This is a genomic window from Citrobacter sp. GW821-FHT02E08, from assembly GCF_059421685.1.
Map to the genome: position 1 here is coordinate 37,427 of NZ_JBWKVL010000017.1, position 20,621 is coordinate 58,047.

The 20,621-nt window shown below is 52.2% G+C and carries 19 protein-coding genes, 3 tRNA genes and 1 pseudogene; 7 read left to right on the plus strand and 16 right to left on the minus strand.

The window, feature by feature from the left end; genetic code table 11:
- Nucleotides 1-6 precede the first annotated feature (6 nt).
- Both AC07UY_RS18655 and AC07UY_RS18660 read right to left on the minus strand, forming a co-directional pair.
- The gene (locus AC07UY_RS18655) at nt 7-1,083 is read right to left on the minus strand and encodes a glycerol dehydrogenase (protein ID WP_494661150.1); all 1,077 of its coding nucleotides are present in this window, start codon (nt 1,081-1,083) and stop codon (nt 7-9) included.
- Between the two features lie 77 nt (nt 1,084-1,160).
- Nucleotides 1,161-1,988, minus strand: a complete 828-nt coding sequence (locus AC07UY_RS18660) for a shikimate dehydrogenase family protein (protein WP_494701734.1) — start codon at nt 1,986-1,988, stop codon at nt 1,161-1,163.
- 135 nt (nt 1,989-2,123) lie between these two features.
- Between AC07UY_RS18660 and AC07UY_RS18665 the strand changes: the two genes are divergently transcribed.
- Entirely contained in the window at nt 2,124-2,816 is a 693-nt protein-coding gene (locus tag AC07UY_RS18665; RefSeq protein WP_494701735.1) for a GntR family transcriptional regulator, read from the plus strand.
- Nucleotides 2,817-3,066: 250 nt separating this feature from the next.
- Here the strand turns inward: AC07UY_RS18665 and AC07UY_RS18670 are convergent, their stop codons facing one another.
- A complete protein-coding gene (locus AC07UY_RS18670) occupies nt 3,067-3,978 on the minus strand; it encodes a LysR family transcriptional regulator (RefSeq protein WP_203360857.1) in 912 nt (303 codons plus the stop codon).
- 114 nt (nt 3,979-4,092) lie between these two features.
- On the opposite strand from AC07UY_RS18670, the gene AC07UY_RS18675 reads away from it, so the two are divergent.
- The 4 genes from AC07UY_RS18675 to AC07UY_RS18690 all read left to right on the plus strand — a co-directional run bounded on the left by AC07UY_RS18675 (nt 4,093) and on the right by AC07UY_RS18690 (nt 10,433).
- Nucleotides 4,093-5,241, plus strand: coding sequence for a M20 family metallopeptidase (locus AC07UY_RS18675; protein ID WP_494661153.1), 1,149 nt, complete (start codon nt 4,093-4,095; stop codon nt 5,239-5,241).
- Nucleotides 5,222-6,619 carry a YfcC family protein gene (locus tag AC07UY_RS18680; protein ID WP_494701736.1) on the plus strand — a complete coding sequence of 466 codons (1,398 nt, stop codon included), beginning with the start codon at nt 5,222-5,224 and terminating at the stop codon, nt 6,617-6,619. Before AC07UY_RS18675 ends, AC07UY_RS18680 begins: the two co-directional genes overlap by 20 nt.
- A 397-nt stretch (nt 6,620-7,016) precedes the next feature.
- Nucleotides 7,017-7,148: a hypothetical protein gene (locus AC07UY_RS18685; RefSeq protein WP_494701737.1), complete on the plus strand. Its 132-nt coding sequence runs from the start codon at nt 7,017-7,019 to the stop codon at nt 7,146-7,148.
- Nucleotides 7,149-7,526: 378 nt separating this feature from the next.
- A complete protein-coding gene (locus tag AC07UY_RS18690) occupies nt 7,527-10,433 on the plus strand; it encodes a C1 family peptidase (RefSeq protein WP_494701738.1) in 2,907 nt (968 codons plus the stop codon).
- A gap of 164 nt (nt 10,434-10,597) precedes the next feature.
- Here AC07UY_RS18690 and AC07UY_RS18695 read toward each other — a convergent pair.
- The 6 genes from AC07UY_RS18695 to uvrY form a co-directional block, all read right to left on the minus strand.
- Nucleotides 10,598-10,684, minus strand: a tRNA-Leu gene (locus AC07UY_RS18695).
- Nucleotides 10,685-10,696: 12 nt separating this feature from the next.
- Nucleotides 10,697-10,770: transfer RNA gene (locus AC07UY_RS18700), tRNA-Cys, on the minus strand.
- A gap of 52 nt (nt 10,771-10,822) precedes the next feature.
- Nucleotides 10,823-10,898: transfer RNA gene (locus AC07UY_RS18705), tRNA-Gly, on the minus strand.
- A gap of 151 nt (nt 10,899-11,049) precedes the next feature.
- Complete coding sequence (gene pgsA, locus AC07UY_RS18710; RefSeq protein ID WP_192612565.1) at nt 11,050-11,598, minus strand: CDP-diacylglycerol--glycerol-3-phosphate 3-phosphatidyltransferase; 549 nt, start codon at nt 11,596-11,598, stop codon at nt 11,050-11,052.
- A 56-nt stretch (nt 11,599-11,654) separates the two neighbouring features.
- On the minus strand, nt 11,655-13,487 hold the full coding sequence (gene uvrC / locus AC07UY_RS18715) for an excinuclease ABC subunit UvrC (protein ID WP_494701739.1): 1,833 nt from the start codon (nt 13,485-13,487) through the stop codon (nt 11,655-11,657).
- Complete coding sequence (uvrY, locus tag AC07UY_RS18720; protein ID WP_203360851.1) at nt 13,484-14,140, minus strand: UvrY/SirA/GacA family response regulator transcription factor; 657 nt, start codon at nt 14,138-14,140, stop codon at nt 13,484-13,486. Before uvrY ends, uvrC begins: the two co-directional genes overlap by 4 nt.
- 355 nt (nt 14,141-14,495) lie before the next feature.
- Here uvrY and yecU point away from each other — a divergent pair.
- Together yecU and AC07UY_RS18730 are read left to right on the plus strand one after the other, a co-directional pair.
- Nucleotides 14,496-14,615: pseudogene (yecU, locus tag AC07UY_RS18725) on the plus strand (protein YecU); the annotation flags it as partial.
- On the plus strand, nt 14,602-14,826 hold the full coding sequence (locus tag AC07UY_RS18730) for a DUF2594 family protein (protein WP_203360850.1): 225 nt from the start codon (nt 14,602-14,604) through the stop codon (nt 14,824-14,826). The pseudogene yecU and the gene AC07UY_RS18730, both read left to right, overlap by 14 nt.
- Before the next feature lie 61 nt (nt 14,827-14,887).
- Here AC07UY_RS18730 and sdiA read toward each other — a convergent pair whose 3' ends face one another.
- The 7 genes from sdiA to AC07UY_RS18765 all read right to left on the minus strand — a co-directional run bounded on the left by sdiA (nt 14,888) and on the right by AC07UY_RS18765 (nt 20,599).
- The gene (gene sdiA, locus AC07UY_RS18735; RefSeq protein ID WP_494701740.1) at nt 14,888-15,610 is read right to left on the minus strand and encodes a quorum-sensing transcriptional regulator SdiA; all 723 of its coding nucleotides are present in this window, start codon (nt 15,608-15,610) and stop codon (nt 14,888-14,890) included.
- A 234-nt stretch (nt 15,611-15,844) separates the two neighbouring features.
- Nucleotides 15,845-16,597: an L-cystine ABC transporter ATP-binding protein TcyN gene (gene tcyN / locus AC07UY_RS18740; RefSeq protein ID WP_203360848.1), complete on the minus strand. Its 753-nt coding sequence runs from the start codon at nt 16,595-16,597 to the stop codon at nt 15,845-15,847.
- Entirely contained in the window at nt 16,594-17,262 is a 669-nt protein-coding gene (tcyL, locus tag AC07UY_RS18745; protein ID WP_192612571.1) for a cystine ABC transporter permease, read from the minus strand. Before tcyL ends, tcyN begins: the two co-directional genes overlap by 4 nt.
- 21 nt (nt 17,263-17,283) lie before the next feature.
- Nucleotides 17,284-18,270 (minus strand): D-cysteine desulfhydrase, encoded by a 987-nt coding sequence (gene dcyD / locus AC07UY_RS18750; protein ID WP_203360847.1) that lies wholly within the window; start codon nt 18,268-18,270, stop codon nt 17,284-17,286.
- 110 nt (nt 18,271-18,380) lie between these two features.
- Nucleotides 18,381-19,181 carry a cystine ABC transporter substrate-binding protein gene (gene tcyJ, locus AC07UY_RS18755; protein ID WP_494701741.1) on the minus strand — a complete coding sequence of 267 codons (801 nt, stop codon included), beginning with the start codon at nt 19,179-19,181 and terminating at the stop codon, nt 18,381-18,383.
- A gap of 87 nt (nt 19,182-19,268) precedes the next feature.
- Complete coding sequence (gene fliZ, locus AC07UY_RS18760; protein ID WP_203360846.1) at nt 19,269-19,820, minus strand: flagella biosynthesis regulatory protein FliZ; 552 nt, start codon at nt 19,818-19,820, stop codon at nt 19,269-19,271.
- Nucleotides 19,821-19,879: 59 nt separating this feature from the next.
- Nucleotides 19,880-20,599, minus strand: coding sequence for an RNA polymerase sigma factor FliA (locus AC07UY_RS18765; protein WP_192612575.1), 720 nt, complete (start codon nt 20,597-20,599; stop codon nt 19,880-19,882).
- Between the last annotated feature and the right edge of the window lie 22 nt (nt 20,600-20,621).

Here is a 20,621-nt window from a genome sequence, read left to right on the forward strand (position 1 = left end):
CCAGGATTAGGTGTTTTCGAGGCATTGCATTGCCTCGGTCAGGTTGGTGCGATTTAGCGCGGGGCTAAAATTTCGGGCATGGGGTGCGCCGAGTGTCGGTGCCACGATCTGCTCAAGCAGTTCGGGAGTGACCGCGTTCACGCCAAGGTCAGCCAGACGAACGGGCAGTCCGAGTTGGGCATAAAAGGCGCGTAAATCGGCGATGAAAGCCTCGCTCCGATTTTCCGCCGTGAGTTGCACCATCAGTCCATAGGCAACCTGCAATCCGTGTGGTTGGCTGTTGGCATTGGCTATCGCAGAAAGACCACGGGTCATCGCGTGCGCCAAAGACAAACCGCCGCTCTCAAAGCCCAGACCGCTCATCAGAATGACGGCTTCGATAACACGTTCAAAGGCGGCGTCAGGCGTACCACTTCCCGCGACAGACAGTGCGGCGGCGGCATCTTCGCGCAGGATGTCGTAGCAACAACGCGCCAGCGCCAGCGCTGACAGTGCCGGACGCGCACCAAACATATTGATGCCATCCGCCTTCTGGCACTGTTCTGCTTCAAACCGTTTAGTCAGCGCATCAGCGATCCCGGCAATCAGGAACGAACGTGGCGCTTGCGCAAGCAACTGAGTATCCACCAGCACATACGCCGCACTACGAGGCAGATGCCCCACCTCGCTGAGTCGATGGTTTTCGTCGTAGATGACATAGTTTTTTGAACAGGGTGCATCATTCGACGCAACCGTCGGGATGGTGACCAGTGGCAATCCGAATGTGTGCGCCATGGCTTTTCCAGCATCAATGCACTTGCCACCGCCCATCCCTATCAGGCCATCTATCCGGTGAACGCTGGCTTCTGCGCGAAGCGCCACCAGTGCTGCATGGGTAACTTCGCCATCAAATCGAAGCCACTGCACCTCAACGTTGGCGCGGCGACAACTGGCCACCAGCCGTTCTCCGGCTATTTTCCAGACGGCACTGTCGGTAATCACCGCCAGCCGATTACCTACCCGCGCCAGATGTTCACCACTGCTATCCAGCAAACCGGGGCCCTGGATGTAACGACCAGGAGCACCAAAGATCAACGCATTCATACCCACTCTCCTTCACTGTTATTTGATGCATGATATATCTTGATTTTTGACGTGCTGAGGGCAATCAATAGAGACGATCAGCGCAGCGTGTCACCCCTACCTTTACCGATTGGCGGTTTTCCAAACAGGAAATCAGCAATCAGTGACAACTGCCCGACAATCATGTGAGAACCTTTGTGAATCACACATCCACGGCTCTGTGCCGCCTGAAGAAGTGGCGTGACATCAGGGTTCATGACGACCTCACCAACAAGGGTACCCGGCACCAGAGTTTCAGGATCGACAGGCAATGGGTCATCACTTTTCAGCCCAAGAGACGTCGCATTCACCACCAGGTCGTACCCCTGGCCATTTGCGTCGGCAACCCGGATCTCCCGCTGTGGAAACAGAGCACGAAGCTGATTAACGCGGGAATGTGCTCTCGCTTCGGTACGGTTGTGAATACCGAGCGTTGACACGCCCGCAGCGAGTAACGCCTGAGCAATACCGGTTGCCGCCCCACCCGCGCCGAGAAGCAACGCGTTGCGTCCTGCAAGGTGATGCCCCTGATTCCGCAAGCCGAGCACAAAACCCTCACCATCGAAAAACTGACCGGAGAAGGTTCCATCCGCGTTTCGCCGCGCAACGTTGCACACCTGAAGCAGTTCCGCTGCGCCACTGAGATCGTGACAAAGTTGCGCAACCGCCTCTTTGTGAGGGATCGTCACAATGACGCCCGCGACGTTCTCAACCTGCCGTAGCCCCTCCCACACTCGCGCTAACTCTGATGGCTGTACTTGCCAGGGGACGAGAACAGCGTCATGCCCCAATTGCTGAAGGAGCGGATTAAAGAACGTCGGAGTCCGCAAATGCCGGGCGGGATAAGCGAGATGCACTACCACGCGGGTGGTTCCACTGATATTCATCGTTGTATCCTTTTCAGTAACATTAATACATAATACATGATATATCTTAGTCATCACCAAACTGTAAAATCAATGTTGCAATACTGTGACGAACCTGACACGTTATGAGCGTCAGTCCCTGGAAGGAGGTGTTTCGTGTATCAACCGATTGAAAAAATAAATCTGAGTGAGCGCGTCTATGGACGCATTCGGTTGGCATTAATGGATGGGCAGTACCAGCCTGGAGAACGACTGAGAATATCTCAACTGGCCAGCGAATTTGCCGTTTCTATCACCCCCGTTCGGGAGGCCATTTTCCGGCTCGTCAGTGAACAGGCGCTGGAGATGAAGGCAGCAACCGCCATCTTTGTCCCAGAAATGACAGTGGAACAACTTAAAGAGATTCAACTGATACGCCATCTTCTGGAAGGTGAAGCCGCCGCCCTTGCGGCTGAGCGCATTACGCCGGCAGAACTGGACGCACTGGAAGAGTTGCAACAGCGTTTTCTCGAGGTATTTGTCAGCGATGCTAAAAAAGCCTCGATGCTTAACTGGGAATTTCATTTCAGGCTCATTAGCGCAGCCAGGATGCCCGTAATGCTTAAAACGCTCGAAAACATGTGGGTCAGTATGGGGCCAATTTTGCGGACGTTTCATATTGAGGTGCCGCAGCGCGATTTGGATCTGGAAACACACAAGCATCATGAAATCATCCAGGCACTCCGCGCGCATGATCCGAACAAGGCGAAGGCCGCACTGCAAGCGGACATCAGTTGGGGCTCCATCTTGATCGAATGGCTGGAAAACCGTGAACGTTGCAGAGAGGCTGAAGCAGGTATGCTTTCATAAAGACCTGCGGTACTGAATTAAAGCACCGTACTTAAGCAGTGATTGACCAGAGCAAACATGACGCTGCAACGAATCATTGAACTAAACGTATTACATTTAGGTAATCATTTAAAAGTGCCAGGGAAGGCTTTATAGAGGGGTGCAGGAATTACCCCGCCCGCGAAGGATTGATGGCAAATGCCCCATTCGCAGATAACCGCAACGTCGCGGTTTATTGTGTTGGTGAGCGTTATCCCCACCAATATGACCGTTAGGGTAACCCGGCAAAATAACTATTTAATAAACGCCACAGATAATTCGCTGCTGGCGTCATACGATGGTCATTAGAGCGCAACAAATGACACAGACTTTCACGAGCAATACGATGATCAATAGGGACAGCCACCAATTGCTCGCGAAATTGAATACTTTTCAATGTTTGCGGCGTCATAAATGCGACGCCTTGTCCGGTCTGGCATAAGGCGATCGCGCTGGTAAACAGATTACAACGGTATGCGGGCGTAAAAATAAGGCCTTCATTTTTAAAAATGGCGTTCAAATAACGCTGTATACCAAAATCTTCGCTCATGACAATTAAGCGGTGGCGCGTTAATTCTTCGGCGGTGACAGCAGGTAAAGCGGCGACAGGATGATCGGGCGGTACAATGGCGCAAATCGGCCCACGCCGAAAACTGTTACACTTCAAACCCGGTGGCGCGGACGGTCCAAAACTCACCGACATATCCACTTCCCCTTTAGCCAGTAGCGTAAGGGTGGTTTGCATATCGCCAGACTGAATGTTGACGAAGACCGCAGGATACGCCAGGGAAAATTCACTGATGACATGCCTGACCACCTCTTCCACCATGCCCTGACCGACGCGCAAGTTCACCGACCCACCGCGCATATGGCGCAAATCCTGCAACTGACGTTCGAGTTGTTTGCGCCGTTGCACCGTCAGCGCATAGTCTTCTGCCAGCAGTTTCCCGACATCCGTTAATACCACGTTGCGGCCACGCCGTTCGAGTAACGGCAGTTGTAACGTTCTTTCCAGTTCGGATAACTGACGGCTCACTACCGACGGATTAATGCCCAACGCATCGGCTGCACGTCGAATACCGCCATGTACGCCAACTTCATACAAATACCCGATGGATTTTTCTGGATAGGTGGAGAACGTCATATTTTTGGCTTATTCGTTGCTCACAGGGCAACAATAATAATCATCACTCCTCATTTTTTACAATACCAATTCTGCGCATACTGCCTGTGACAACCAAGACAGACGGAAAAAAACATGAAAAGAATAAAAACGTACCTGCAACAACACGCATCTGACATCCTGAATGATATTAAACGGTTAGTACTGGCAGAATCGCCATCACATGATAAAACGGCGGTTGATGCATGTGGCCGGGTGCTGGAGGACATTTTCCAGCAACGTTTAGGCGTGCAGGCGGAAATCGATGAACAAGTACACTACGGCAACCACCGCAAATTCACTCTCGGTAGCAATGGGCCGCAAACGACGCTGATAGGTCACTTCGATACGGTATGGGACAAGGGTGTTCTGTCTCTTCGGGAGGAAGACGGTAAATTATACGGGCCGGGTATTCTGGATATGAAATCCGGGCTGGTGCAGGCCATCTGGGCAGTGCGCGCGTTGCAACAGCTCAACTTGCTCGGACACCAACGTATCGTTTTCCTGTGTAACAGTGACGAAGAGCTGGGCAGCCCGAGTTCGCGTGAATGGATTGAAACACATGCGCGCGGTTCCGCGCAGGTGTTAGTCGTTGAACCAGCCGTCGCGGGCAGCGGCGCGCTTAAAGTCGCGCGAAAAGGCACGGGCCACTATGAAATAACTATCCACGGGCTGGCGGCACATGCCGGTAATAATCCAGAAGAAGGCGCCAGCGCAATACAAGAGATGGCGCAGCACATTCTCTACCTGAATAGCCTCAATGCGCCTGAGCGTGGCACTACCGTCAACGTAGGGATCGCCAACGGCGGCAGCCGCTTCAATGTGGTGGCCGATCGCGCGTATCTCGGTATAGATACCCGAGTCACTTCGCAGGAAGAAGCTGCGAGTATTCATGAAGCAATTTCTCAATTGCGCCCCTACGATCCGCGTATCACGCTGCAGGTCAGCGGTGGGCAGGGTCGTCCACCGATGCGCCATACGCCCGCATCACTCACGTTATTGACACGGGCGCAGCATGTGGCGGAAGCACTAGGCTTCACCGTGGCTGGCGAAAGCGTTGGCGGTGGCAGCGACGGCAATTTTACTGCCGCGCTCGGTTTACCCACGCTGGATGGCCTTGGTGCGACCGGTTCCGGAATTCATGCTAAGCATGAACATATCAACATCGCCGATGTGCCACTACGCGCGGCATTAGTGGCGGGGATCATTGCTGAAGGGGGAAATCATGACGCAATCCCACGTTGATTCTTACTCACCTCCGGTCTCCTTGCAGGATAAAGGGCAAAGTCCCTATCTGTTGCTGTTTATTATCCTGGTTCTCGCCGCCGTCGCGACCTGGATTATTCCCGCTGGCGTTTATGATTATGAAACGCGCGACGGTATCAAGTTTGCGGTGAAAGGCAGCCTGCATGCCGTTGCACAAAGTGGCGTCTATCCGCTGGAAATCTTCACAGCGATTGCCAAAGGCATGGTAAAACAAGCGTCGATTATTTTTCTGATTCTGTTTACGGGTGGCGTGCTAGCCGTTATCGAAAAAACCGGCGCCATCGCTACCGCGCTTAATTCTTTATCGCACAGCACGAAACTCAGCGACAAATGGCTCGTGTTGATTTTTGCCGCCATCTTTGGTCTTCTCGGTACCACTGGCGTCGTGGTGAATGCCGTGGTCGCGTTTGTGCCTATTGGGTTGTTGATCGCGCGTTCGATGGGATTACCGCCAATACTGGGGGCATCGTTGGTCTATCTGACCTGCGCGGCGGGCTTTAATGTGGCGATCCTCAATCCTGCGACGACAGGGCTCACACAACATCTGGCGCAGTTACCGCTCTTTTCCGGCATGCTGCTGCGTGGCATCACCTGCCTGTTATTTATCATTACCGCTGCCGCCTATTTGATCTGGTCAATTCGCCGTAGCCGACAGCAGGGTTCTGTGCGCCCCACTATGGATACTTCAGGCAATGAAGTGTTGAACGTTACGGGGCGCCATAAATGGATCTTAGCCATCACCGTGCTGGCACTGATTCTGTTTATAGCCGGTACGATACAATTCCATTGGGGCACCAATGAGATGTCGGCGATGTTTATCCTGCTGACGATAATCGTAGGACTCATTGGCCGCCTGTCCGGATCGGAAATTGCAAATACCTTTCTCGCGGGCTGTTCGAAGCTGGTAAAAGGCGCATTTATCGTCGGTATGGCCGCAGCTATCTCGCTGGTGTTGCAGCAAGGCAATGTGCTGGATCCGATTGTCGGGAGCTTATCCAATTTGCTGGAGCCGGTACCGATACATGCGGCGACCCTCGGGATGTTTATCAGCGCCGCGTTGATTCATTTTGGGATATCGTCGGGTTCCGGTGAATCAGCACTGTTGATCCCTATCTTCTCTCCCCTTGGCGATAACCTTGGTCTGACTCGTCAAGTGATGGTTCAGGCGGTATTGCTCGGTGAAGGTATCGTCAACTGTATGAACCCGACCTCCGGGGTTCTGATGGCCGTATTAGCCACTGCCGGTGTGCCTTATGGCAAATGGTTGCGTTTTGTGGCACCGGTGATCGCCATTTGGTTTGTCATTTGCGTCATCATGCTGCTGATTGGTGTGGCGATTAACTGGGGACCGTTTTAAACCGATAGCTGAGAGTCAGAAGCAGACAGTAAATACCCGGTAGCATCGTCTACCGGGGTATTGTCAGCATCACAGGCTAATGTGAAATGTCTGGATTATCCGTGGCGATTCGCTGTTGAGCGCCCAAATATAAAAATAATAGTCTTTTTATTTCGACATGCTATTAGCAATGCAAATCACGTATTAGGTGTTTATCATCACGGATATACTCACACCTGCAACTGTTTTATATTTTTAAACAATTCGCAAATACCGGCATCCAAACGCGCCGCCAGGTTCATCCATAATCAATATGGTTGATATTAAAATAATAAACCATACGCCACACTTACCTTTCAGACATTTTTTATCTATCAAAATGATTAACAACATTTGATTTTACTGAGAGGTAAAAAACATGACGGATAAATCAGATAACGCCGAACAACACAATTTACGCTTTGGTATTCCCCCGGTTAAATGGCTACTCACTAATATTCAACACCAGGACGCACGATTGGGACTGGTGATTTCGGTCTTTCTCCAATAGACGTTTCAACAACGCTTGAAAACCGTCACTGGAATATTCAGGGGGCCGCGCGCGGAGGTGAACGTACAGCCCAGGCGGTTGGAATCAATCAGGTACGTTATTTTCATAAAGAAGATGCGGAGCTCGCCAAACAATTAGCCACAGAGTACAACGCAACTGCGAAATGGCCAGGCTTCATTAAGCTGAGTGTCGCCTTTGTCGATGGATATACCTCCAGAGTTTCACCGGGTGTTCTTGAAGTCTGGACCAGCGTCAATTGACGTCAGCATTTAACGTCATTTGGCTGAAAGTGATGCGCTGCACTACAGTCGATATCAACATCACGGTTCCACGACGTTGATATCGACGCAACGTACTCACTTTATTGAGGGGAAAGTCATGGTTAAATTGCTGTTGCAAGGCTCATCCGGGCCTGAGGTTGTTCAACTCCGCAAGTGTCTGGCTGCGACATTGGGGGCGGATGCACAAATGTTCGACCTGCAGGCGAAGAATGACCAGTTTGATGAGACGCTAGTAGCAGCAGTACGCCACTGGCAGTCGAATATCGGTATCCTTGCCGATGGTATTGTTGGCCCCTACTGCCAGAGCCTGCTGGGTTTGATAACGCTCCCCTCCCTCGGGCTGCGGGCAGATGATGTGCAAAACTTGTTCCCGGCCACCAAGCCATCTAACGTGTTGCGGTATCTGCCGTACGTAGCAGCGGCGCTCGCCATTGAAGGACTCACGACAGCCCCGTTAATTCTCGCAGCGCTGGGGACCATCCGCGCGGAAACCGAAGGCTTCGTCCCTATTTCCGAATACCCCTCTCAGTTCAACACCACGCCAGGGTTACCGGCATTCAGCGCCTACGACGCAGGGACAAAACCAGGTAAGAGTCTTGGCAATACCAAACCGGGGGATGGCGCCAGGTTTCGCGGACGCGGTTTCGTGCAGCTCACCGGGCGCGGGAACTACGAAGAATACGCTCCACGCATCGGCGTGGACATCGCGACCTCCCCTGACCTCGCCAATGCGCCAGAAGTGGCGGCCGTATTGTTGGCCATGTTCCTCGCCGATCGCAAAAAGGAGTTAACGACCGCACTGACAGCCTCGCCACCGGACTACAGGAAGGCTCGCAGGCTGGTGAATGGCGGCTCGCATGGATTGGATCGTTTCAAAAGCGTTTTCACACTTGCCGCTGCCATGCCAGCCGTCATGCTAAACGCTGGCGAAACCAGGAAGGCGATGACAAGTAGCGAGCCTCCGAAAGCGGGCAAGCGCAAGAGCGCCACGGCGGCGATCCCCGTCTCCGCACTCGACTCAGGACCCGTACTCAATGCGTCAAAAGATCCGGTCGATCTACGCGATCGTACCTACACACCACCACCGGTGAGCTTACCGGATCTGTTTCCGAGCGATGCGGACATCGCAACGCGACTGACCGTCTACACGAAGGCAAAGCTGATCCTCGATCAGGGTCAGGAGGGAGCCTGTACGGGCTTTGGTCTGGCCTGTGTCGTGAATTATCTACGCTGGCGCAAAGCCGGTTTCCCAACGGCGCTCGATTCAGTGAGCCCCCGCATGCTTTACAACTTTGCCCGACGATACGACGAATATGCGGGTGAGGATTACGACGGCTCTAGCTGCCGTGGCGCGCTCAAAGGGTGGTTTCACCACGGTGTGTGTCTGGAGCCTGACTGGCCCTATCTGGCGCAGGAGAATGAGCCACCACAGTACGGCTATGCGGAGCGTGCAGCTAATACGACACTGGGTGTCTACTATCGCATAGACATCAAAAACATCACCGACATGCAGGCCGCCATCCATGAGGTCGGTGCGATATACGTTTCCGCATTCACGCACGAAGGCTGGCAGACTGTGCCGCAAGTGAAAAAACCCATCACGGGTCATGCCTCGCTTTCCGTCATCGACTTCAATGGCAAGCCCTCAAAAACCGATGGTCATGCCTTTGCACTGGTGGGTTTCAACCGCGAAGGCTTTATCGTGCAAAACTCCTGGGGAGAAAACTGGGGTTGCGGTGGTTTTGCGGTGTTGAGTTATGCCGACTGGCTGACCAATGCGATGGATGCCTGGGTTGCCGCGCTGGGCGTACCCGGCGTGGTGCCAGGGCAACTCGCCACTGGCAAGCGGTCTTCTGCCACGCTTGCAGGAACGGCCAATAAAACGCTGTGGTGGGATGAAACGACCGCTTACGAGCACAGCATCGTAATAGGCAACAATGGACGTGTGACTCGCTACCTCACACAAGACGAGATGACGCGCACGCTGATGTACCAGGGTTGCGTGTTGCCCGATCGCTGGTTCCGAACCCATAACACGGAAACTAAGCGTCTGGTTATCTATGCACATGGTGGGCTCAACGACGAAGCCGGTTCCATTGAGCGGGCGCGGGCGATGGGACGCTACTTCGTTGGCAACGACTGCTACCCGTTATTCCTCGTGTGGAAAACAGGGATTCTGGAATCTATTGGCGACATTTTCTCTGACCACTTCCGTCGTGAACCGTCGCGAGCGGGAGGCGTTCGCGAGGCGTTGACCGATGCCTCCGACATGCTACTTGAGCAGACCATAGGCAGGCCGGTCGCCAAACCCGTCTGGAGCGAAATGAAAGAGAACGCAGAATTTAGCTGCTTCTCAGGCCGCGCAGGCGACCTGCTGGTGACAGCACTGCAAACGCTTGCTGCGACCTGGGGCAACACCCTGGAACTCCACATCATCGGTCACTCGGCGGGCAGCATCATCCTCGGCCATTTCGTCGATCTGTTGTCGGCACGTGGTCTGGGCGAGCAACTTAAGTCTGTGCATCTCTATGCGCCAGCATGCACAGTGCAATTTGCCAACCGCCACTATGCACCGCATGCTTCGCTGATGAAACGTATGTATTTGCACCTTCTCTCCGATCGCAATGAGCGCGATGACAATGTGGCGGCAATTTATCGCAAGTCGCTACTCTACTTCGTTTCAAATGCCCTGGAAGGCGACCAGCGCACACCGCTGCTGGGAATGGGCAATATACGCGACAAAAACTACAAAGGCTGGGACGGTTCGTCGAGCACGGGCGAAGCACTGCGCAACTGGCACCGTGCAGTCTTTGAGGCTGGACTGGAAAGGAGCGGACGCACAAATGTCATTGAGGCTGACAAGGTGCCCACCGGTCCGAAAGTAATGATTGATGCTTCGCACGGCAGTTTCGACAACAATATCGAAGTGCTCAACCTGACACTGCAACGAATCGTTGAAAAGAGCAGCCTGAACATGCCCGTAGACGACCTGAGAGGCTTTTAACTGGCGCTCGCACCGAAACTTATTACATTAAGTTAATCATCCATATACAGGAATAATGGTGCCAGGGAAGGCTGCTGTGAAAAGGTGAATTTCAGGCACAAAAAAACCACCCGTAGGTGGTTTCACGACACTGCTTATTGCTTTGATTATACTTGTCTTTCCCATGGTGCCCGGAGCGAGACTTGAACTCGCACAGCGCGTACGCCGAGGGATTTTAAATCCCTTGTGTCTACCGATTCCACCATCCGGGCTCGGGAAGAAAGTGGAGGCGCGTTCCGGAGTCGAACCGGACTAGACGGATTTGCAATCCGCTACATAACCGCTTTGCTAACGCGCCAAATTCTTCAGGCTTTTCAGCCAGACACCCGCAATTGCCGATGTCTTTAAACTGGAGCGGGAAACGAGACTCGAACTCGCGACCCCGACCTTGGCAAGGTCGTGCTCTACCAACTGAGCTATTCCCGCATCACCAAGTAACTTTGTTAATCACTTGATTTTGTTATCGTCTGGCAATCTGTGCTGCCGTTCGATGCGTTGCATTCTACTTACCTGACGCACTGAGTCAACGATATTTTTCGTCACTCACGATCGTTTGCTGAAATTTGCGGCGAAACGATCACTGATCAAGCAAATCCCCGCGTGCAGCGCTCAAATACTGCAGCATCGACCACAGCGTCAGTATGGCTGCGACAAAGAATAACGCGATCCCGGCATACTCCACCCAAATGTTTGGACGCCATAATAACCATGCCAGTGCCGCCATTTGTGATGTTGTTTTGACTTTCCCGATCCAGGAGACGGCCACGCTGCTGCGTTTACCGAGTTCCGCCATCCATTCGCGCAATGCGGAAATAATGATTTCACGGGCGATCATCGTTGCGGCGGGTAATGTCACCCACCAGCTATGGTAGTGTTCTGTCACCAGGACCATTGCGATAGCGACCAGCACTTTATCTGCCACCGGGTCAAGAAACGCGCCAAAGCGGGTACTTTGATTCCAGCGACGCGCCAGATAACCATCAAACCAGTCAGTTACGGCTGCAATACAGAAGATGAGCGCACACACAAACGGTGCCCAACTGAATGGCAGATAAAACGCCAGTACAAAGAAGGGAATCAGTATGACGCGAAACAGCGTGAGCAATGTAGGAATATTAAATTGCATAGTGACGGGTAACTATCTGTTGTCAGAGAATTTACCCCTATGTTGCTACAGAGACCTCAATGTTTCAACGAGTAGAAGATCTTTTCTGCCAGACCTTGCGAAATACCCGGCACTTTTGCAATTTCCTCTACGCTGGCGTTACGTAATCCTTGCAAACCACCCATATATTTCAACAGCATTTGCCGACGTTTAGGGCCAACACCTTCGATGGTTTCCAGCGTGCTGGTGTTTTTGACTTTCGCCCGTTTTTTACGATGCCCGCCGATCGCATGGTCGTGAGACTCATCGCGAATATGCTGAATAACGTGTAACGCCGGAGAGTCAGAGGGCAAACTAAACCCCTCACCTTCCGGTTCGAAGAACAGCGTTTCCAGACCCGCCTTACGATCGGCGCCCTTCGCCACCCCGAGTAACAATGGATGCTGTTTGTCCCAGGGAACATCCAGTTCAGCAAAGACTGCTTTCGCCTGCCCAAGCTGCCCTTTTCCGCCATCTATCAGAATAACGTCCGGGATCTTACTTTCTTCAATCGCTTTGCCATAACGTCGACGCAGCACCTGATTCATCGCAGCATAATCATCGCCAGGCGTAATGCCGGTAATGTTGTAACGACGATATTCAGCACGCAGCGGCCCGTTGGCGTCAAAGACCACACAGGAGGCGACCGTCTGCTCGCCCATGGTGTGACTAATATCGAAACATTCCATGCGTTTTACCGCCGGCAGTTTCAACACTGTCGCCAGCGCCGTCAAACGCTGGGTAATGGTGGACTGCTGAGAAAGTTTTGTCGTCAGCGCTGTCGCGGCATTGGTACGCGCCAGCTTGAGATACCTTGCGCGATCGCCGCGCGGTTTCGTCTGCACATTGACCCGACGTCCGGCCAGTTCCGACAGAGAGTCCGCCAACAACGTTTTGTCACTCAGATTAAAATCCAGCAGGATTTCACCCGGCAGCGTTCGCATCTGACTGCCTTGCAGATAGAACTGCCCGACAAACGTCTCCACGACTTCGCCCATTTCGGTCCCGCCAGGTACTTTAGGGAAATAGCTGCGGCTGCCCAACACTTTGCCCTGGCGTATAAAGAGCACATGCAGGCAGGCCATTCCCGCGTCGAAAGCTACCCCGATAACATCAAGATCGTCGCCTGTATTCGACACAAACTGTTTTTCGGTGACACGACGCACAGCCTGTATTTGATCGCGAATGCGCGCGGCTTCTTCAAATTCCAGATTGCGGCTAGCGTTTTCCATCCGCGCGATCAGTTGGGTTAAAACCTGATCGTCTTTGCCGGATAAAAACAGACGGACATATTCGACCTGCTGGGCGTATTCTTCCTCGCTGACCAGGCCAGCCACGCAGGGACCAAGGCAACGTCCAATCTGATATTGCAGACAGGGGCGCGAGCGGTTGCGGTAAACGCTGTTTTCACACTGGCGAATCGGAAAGATTTTTTGCAGTAGCGCCAGTGTTTCACGCACGGCATAGCCGTTTGGGAACGGGCCGAAATACTCGCCTTTGGCATGTTTGGCGCCACGGTGCATCGCCAGACGCGGATGCGTATCGCCACTCAGAAAAATAAAGGGATAGGATTTGTCGTCACGCAACAGCACGTTATAGCGGGGCTGATACAACTTGATGTAGTTATGCTCAAGCAGTAACGCTTCGGTTTCCGTATGGGTGACCGTCACATCAATTTGCTGAATTTGCGCGACCAACGCTTCGGTCTTCCGCGAAGCAAGGTTGCTGCGGAAATAGCTGGAAAGCCGTTTTTTCAGGTCCTTCGCTTTACCGACATAAATAACCGTACCACCAGCATCATACATACGATAAACGCCGGGCTGGCTGGTAACGGTTTTTAAAAACGCTTTCGCGTCAAACTGAAGGCTCACTGACTTGTTAACGTCTCCGCATTACACAGGCCATGACGAATTGCCAGGTGAGTCAGCTCTACATCACCATGAATGTTTAGTTTACTGAACATTCGATAGCGATAACTGTTCACCGTTTTAGGACTGAGATTCAGCTGTTCTGAGATCTCATTCACCTTCTGGCCTTTGGTGATCATCAGCATAATCTGCAACTCGCGTTCAGACAAACTGGCAAACGGGGTTTCCGTTTTTTCCGGCTCGATCTGGCTAAGGGCCATCTGCTGTGCAATGTCGGAAGCAATATAACGTTGCCCGGAGAACACGGAACGAATCGCACTCACCACTTCCTGCGGAGCCGCACCTTTGCTCAGATACCCTGCTGCACCCGCCTGCATGACTTTGGCGGGCAACGGATTTTCCGTATGGACCGTCAACATGATCACTTTAATGTCAGCCGTTGAACGCGCAATTTTACGCGTCGCTTCAAGACCGCCAATTCCGGGCATGTTCATGTCCATCAACACGACGTCAGCGGTATTTGTGCGACACCATTTAACAGCATCCTCACCGCAACATGCTTCGCCGACGACTTTTATGCCCTTTATATCTTCCAGAATGCGTCGTATCCCTGCGCGCACCAGTTCGTGGTCATCAACAAGAAGAACGTTGATCAAAGGAATATCTCCAGAATAGGGATAACGCTACTGATAGTTACTCGGCCATATATTAGCGGGTTTTATCTCAACTTTGAAACGCAAAAAACACCGCCCCTTAGATTTTGTTCTCGTTTTTGGAAATTAGATTGTACGGAATGTGGAAACTTTCCCCGAAAAACAGCCATTCCCATCGACTATATCTCTCTTGAAGTTTCAGAATAGTGACAAAAAATTCACGCCCTTCGGCTTAAATGATAAATAGGAAGCAACTTTGTAACAATAATTAACGAGTAAAATACGCGTCATAAACAATGGGTGAAGAAAATATATCCACTGCAAGACGTTGTTTATTTTAATGGCTCAGGCTGAAGTTTCGACGAAAAAACAACCACTGCTATTTTTAGCGCGGCTTATGGTATACTCCGCCGCCTTAACATTTGCCATCGCACTTTTTCACTGTAACAGAACGAGGAAAATAAATGAGTACGCCTGATTTTTCCACTGCCGAGAATAATCAAGAACTGGCTAACGAAGTCACCTGCCTGAAAGCCATGTTAACGCTGATGCTGCAGGCAGTGGGACAAGCCGACGCAGGGCGCGTGATTCTTAAAATGGAAAAACAGATCGCGCTGATTGAAGACAAATCACAAGCAGCGGTATTTTCCAACACTGTTAAGCAAATTAAACAAGCTTACCGTCAATAAGATGAAACCGGCTGAGAGCAGCGCTTTCGGCCGGTTTTGCGCCAGAACACAAAAATTACATTCAAATCAAACCGATAGCCGCAGCATAGCAGGCAATCTGCGTCTTATTCGGCGCGTTAAACTTCTTTTGCATATTCTTCTGATGAAAATTGACGGTGTTCTCCGAAATCGACAGGATCATGGCGATTTCAGACGACGTTTTCCCTTCAGCCGTCCACTTTAAGATTTCCTTTTCTCGCTTGCTAAAACGCATCTCCGGCGTCGTGACCATGTCATTTTCCAGCCGCGAAAGCACGGAGAGGCTCTCACGCACCAGTAGCTGCAGTTTTAGCTCAACTTCATCTGAGGCAAAGGACACATTGCGAACGTTCGACCGTGAGACGGACAGGAACCCCAGCGCACGATTTGGCAGCATACAGCACTGGGTGATCCCCTTTCGTAAACCGTGGGAGCGTGCCGCATCCCACAATGTCTGGGTATCACTGAATAATGCGTCATTCCAGGGTAAATGACCCTGTTTGAAGTTTTCCGGTTTCAGCACCGGGTCAATAGCAAAATAGTTTTCAGACTGATAGTGGGTAATCCACGCCTGAGGATATGTCGTTTGAAGAGAGATTTTTGGTCGTGTAAACGGGACCGGATGACGAACGCATAATGCGTAATAATCGAACTCCAGTTGACACGTCTGGTGCTGTAATTCCCGATAAACATCTTCTGCCGTCGCCATTTCCTGAAAGCGTATCAGCATACTCCGTCGCCAGGTGAAGAAATCATTTTCCTGCATATCAGGGGATACCACCTCTGAGATTGATTATCATTTTAAATGAGTAAACACGCTACCACATAAATGGAGTTTATATGAATAAAATATCGGTCAGGAAGAGGATTACTTGAATTTTATTTCAATACACTTATCAATATCAGGGTGAAAATGCATTAACCAGGCGGGATGGCGTCATATTTATTCAAATATACTCGCCCAGAAGAGGATTATTTCGGGCGAGTATCGCAAGACCATTTATTTCATCAGAAACTTCTCAAGAAACTGGCGAGTGCGTGGGTGCTGCGGATGGCTAAATAACGATTTTGCAGGACCCTGTTCCACAATTCGTCCCTGATCCATGAATATCGCCCGGTCAGCCACATCACGGGCGAAACTCATCTCGTGCGTCACAATCACCATGGTCCGTTTTTCCTGTGCCAGCTGGCGGATAGTATTGAGTACCTCCCCCACCAGCTCAGGATCGAGCGCAGAGGTCGGTTCATCAAACAAAATGACCTCCGGGCGCATGGCCAGCGCACGCGCGATCGCCACACGTTGCTGCTGCCCGCCGGATAAGCGCCGCGGGTAGCTGGTCTCCTTCCCGGTCAGCCCTACCTTTGCCAGCAGCTCATGCGCACGGGCCGTTGCTTCCGCTTTTGATTCACCTTTGACAATCACCGGACCTTCAATGATGTTCTCCACCACCGTACGATGCGGAAACAAATTGAAGTTCTGGAATACAAAACCCACATGTTGACGCAACTGGCGAATCAATCCCTTCTGCTGATTTAAGGAGCGGGCGGTATCAATGGTGATATCCCCCACTTTGATCGTGCCGGCTTCCGGCACTTCCAGAAGATTGATGCTGCGCAGTAAGGTGGTTTTGCCCGAACCGCTCGGCCCAATAATGGCGACAACCTCACCCGGTTTGACCTCGAGATCGATGCCGTGCAGCACCGTCTGCCCATGGAATTTTTTCACCAGGTTTTTGACTTCGATGGCACTCATTTCGGATCTTTCTCCTGGCGGTTAAGCTGGTCTTCAAAGTAGTTCTGCAATGCCGATAGCACCGTCGCCATCACCCAGTAGATCAACGAGGCGGCCAGATACATGGTGAAGACTTCCAGCGTACGCGACGTGATCAACTGCGCCTGACGGAACAGTTCTGGCACCTGAATCGTCGCCGCCAGCGAGGTATCTTTCACCAGGCTGATAAAACTGTTGCTCAGCGGCGGCAAAGCCACACGGGCAGCCTGTGGTAAGATGGCGCGGCGCAGCGTTTGCCACGGCGTCATGCCGATACTCGCCGCCGCCTCCCACTGACCTTTGTCAATGGAGGAGATCGCCGCACGCAGCGTTTCAGAGGTGTACGCAGCCGTATTGAGCGACAAACCGATCATCGCCGCCGGGATGGGGTCCAGCTCAATACCAAACTGCGGCAGACCGTAGTAGATCATAAACAGTTGGGCGATCAGCGGCGTCCCCCGGAAAATAGAGATATAAAAGCGTGCCAGCCACCGGACAGGCAACAGCGGCGACATACGCATCAGCGCCAGAATAAATCCCAGCAGCAGACCAAAAAACATCCCGCCAATACTCAGTTGCAGCGTGAACACCGCCCCTTTGAGCAGATACGGCAGAGAATCAATCACCAGTTGGATACTTTCTTGCATTCGCGTTTTTCGACCTGGTTGTTATACGTGAGGATGGTAGGCAAACAACGCAGGTGCGCCACCGGTATGAATAAACAGAATTGGCCCTTCGTCTTTGAAGCGTTTCTGGCTGATGCCATCAATCAGACCCGCCATCGCTTTCCCCGTATAAACAGGATCCAGCAAAATGCCTTCCAGACGCGCCAGCAGTTTTACCGCCTCCATCCCCTCATCATTCGGCATACCGTAGCCCGGCGCAAAATAGTCATCCCACAGCAGGATCTCCGCCGACGCGGTCAGCTCTAATTCTTTGGCAATCGCCTGTTGCAGGGCGACCACTTTAGGCTGCTGGTCGGCAACTTTACGCGAAACGGTCACCCCTACCAGGTCAACCTCCGGCATCAGTTGTTCCAGCCCCACCGCCAGCCCCGCATGCGTCCCGGCGCTGCCTGACGCCACCACCACGGAAGAAAGTTGTACCGCGCCTTCACACTGCTGGGCAATTTCCAGTGCGCTTTCCACATAACCCAATGCGCCCAGGGCGTTGGAGCCGCCAACCGGTATCACATAAGGGCGAAATCCTTGTGCTTCAACGCGGGTTGCCAGCTCATGGAGTTGTGCTTCCGGGTCGTTCAAGGCGGCGCACATTTCGATTTGAACATTGAACAGATCGAGCAGCAGGCGGTTACCGTTAGTCAGATAATTTTCCGCCGTGGTGCCAATGGGATTTTCCAGCAACGCAATGCAGTGCAATCCCAGTTTTGCCGCCACCGCCGCCGTCTGGCGGACATGGTTAGACTGAATCGCACCTGCCGTGATCAGCGTATCCGCCCCTTCGCGAAGCGCATCCGCCGCCAGGAACTCCAGCTTACGCAGTTTATTGCCGCCCATCGCCATTGGCGTGACGTCATCCCGTTTGATGAAAATATCGCGACCCAGATAGTCAGAAAAACGCGGCAGGTATTCGAGCGGCGTTGGCGCGCCGATAAATTCCAGGCGAGGAAAGCGCGTTAAATTATGCAGTGGCATGTAGCCTCCGATGTTTATTGTGTTGTGATGTTCTTTTTATTATGCACGTTCATTCGGATGAAATAAAAAAGGCGCCCGTGAAAGCGCCTTTTTTTTTGCATTGTTGACGATTATTTCGTCACATCTGCACCAAACCATTTTTCAGACAGCGCTTTCAGCGAACCATCTTTCTGCATATCGGCAATCGCCGCGTCCACCGCTTTCAGCAAATCCTCGTTACCTTTACGCAGCGCAACGCCCGATTCCTGACGGGAGAACGCTTCACCGGTCACCGCCAGCGTGTCTTTGGTTTTCTTCACCAGATCCAGCGCCGCCAGGCGATCCACCAGGATAGCGTCGATACGCCCCACGCGCAGATCCTGATATTTGGTCGGGTCATCATCGTAAGTGCGGATGTCGACACCTTCAACGTTCTGGCGCAACCACTCTTCGTAGTTGGTTCCCAGACCCACACCCACTTTCTTACCTTTCAGGTCAGCCGCAGTTTTAATGCTGCCTTCATTGCCTTTTTTCACCAGCGCCTGGATACCCGAAACGGTATACGGGGTAGAGAAGTCGTATTTCTTCTTACGTTCGTCGGAGATGGTCACCTGATTAATGACGACATCAATACGTTTGGAATCCAGCGATGCCAGCATACCGTCCCATTTGGTCGGTTTCAGCTCGGCTTTAACCCCCAGATGTTTCGCCAACTCCTGCGCAAACTCCACTTCAAAACCGGTCAACTTACCGTCATCGCCCTGAAAACTGAACGGAGGATATGTCCCTTCCAGTCCCACCAGCAACGTACCGCGCTCTTTCACTTTATTTAACAGACCTTCATCTGCAAAAGTCTTCACGCTCATTCCGGCAACGAGTGCAACAGCCATCACACCCATCAGAGCCTGACGTCCCAGAAGTGCTAAATTCATAGTTACCCCGAAAGTTGTTATTTATCACGGTAGTGTAGAGGGTTTGCCGTTAATCACAAAAACGACTCCGCTACATCTTATGCTTTTTTAATATATATCAGAAGTCGCGGAACAGCAGGAATTCTGCATCTGTCCAGGGACGGCATGCGCTTTGTATTGTTCATACTTGCGCAGCGCGATCCGATAGTTATTGGTGCTAGTTTCGGGTAACCAGGGAGACAGGCTTTCATCAAGAAAACCGTCCTGCACCACATCGTGGGTAATGTTTTGTTCCGTGAGATGATTGCCGAGTCGGCGCAGGCGGACGACGTATTCGCGCACCGTGCCATGACTCATTTCGGTCTGCTCAAACAAAAATTGTTTAAAGCCGATGATGTCGAAAAAGTCGCTCTGCTCTTTGCAGTGCAGATCACCGCAAAAACGGCACAGGGCGACCCACTCTTTTTGCTCCTGCTGCCAGGCGGCGTCATCAAACAGCGAATCCAGTCTGGAAATGGCAATTTTGTTCACAATCTGCCCACGACGAACCAGCGTGATCCTGTCGAGCAGTTTGTGGCAATGCGCGCAATGCGTCTGGCTGTGTTTAAAATCCTTGAGGTAGCGGCTTAGTGGCCGTCTTTTAGATTGCTGCACCGTCATGAGAACTCCTGGTAGTCAATTCGTTGTGCGGCATTTTTCGGCGGCGCGATAACCGCCGCCTATAACTTACCCAGCTTGGTGCGTAGACGTTTGATCGCCTGACTGTGCAACTGACTCACCCGTGACTCGCCAACCTCCAGGACAGCGCCAATCTCTTTGAGATTGAGCTCTTCCTGGTAATAGAGCGTCAACACCAGTTGTTCACGTTCCGGCAGTGCCTCAATGGCATCCATCACGCGCTGGCGTAAATTGCTTTCAAGAAGTTGTTGTAACGGGTTTTCCTGCTGATGTTCTTCAGTCACCAGCTCAACGCTATCGCCATGCTCTTCCCGCCACTCGTCATAGGAGAAGAGCTGGCTGTTATTGGTATCGAGCAACATCTGACGATACTCTTGCACAGGAATTGCCAGACGCTCCGCCACTTCAGTTTCCGTCGCGTTACGCCCTAATTCCTGTTCCAGTTGCCCCATCGCCTGCGCCACTTCGCGAGCATTGCGTCGGACGCTACGCGGCACCCAATCCCGGCTGCGTAGTTCATCCAGCATCGCTCCACGAATACGCTGCACTGCGTAAGTGGTAAATGCCGTTCCTTGCAGAGCATCATATCGGTCAACTGCATTTAATAACCCGATGCCGCCCGCCTGTAGCAGGTCGTCCAGTTCCACGCTCGCGGGCAATCGCACCTGAAGGCGCAATGCTTCGTGACGCACCAGCGGTACATAACGCTGCCACAGCGAGTGTTTATCCATTACACCTTCAGCGGTATACAGTGAATTCACGATAAACAGCCCTGCGTTAAAT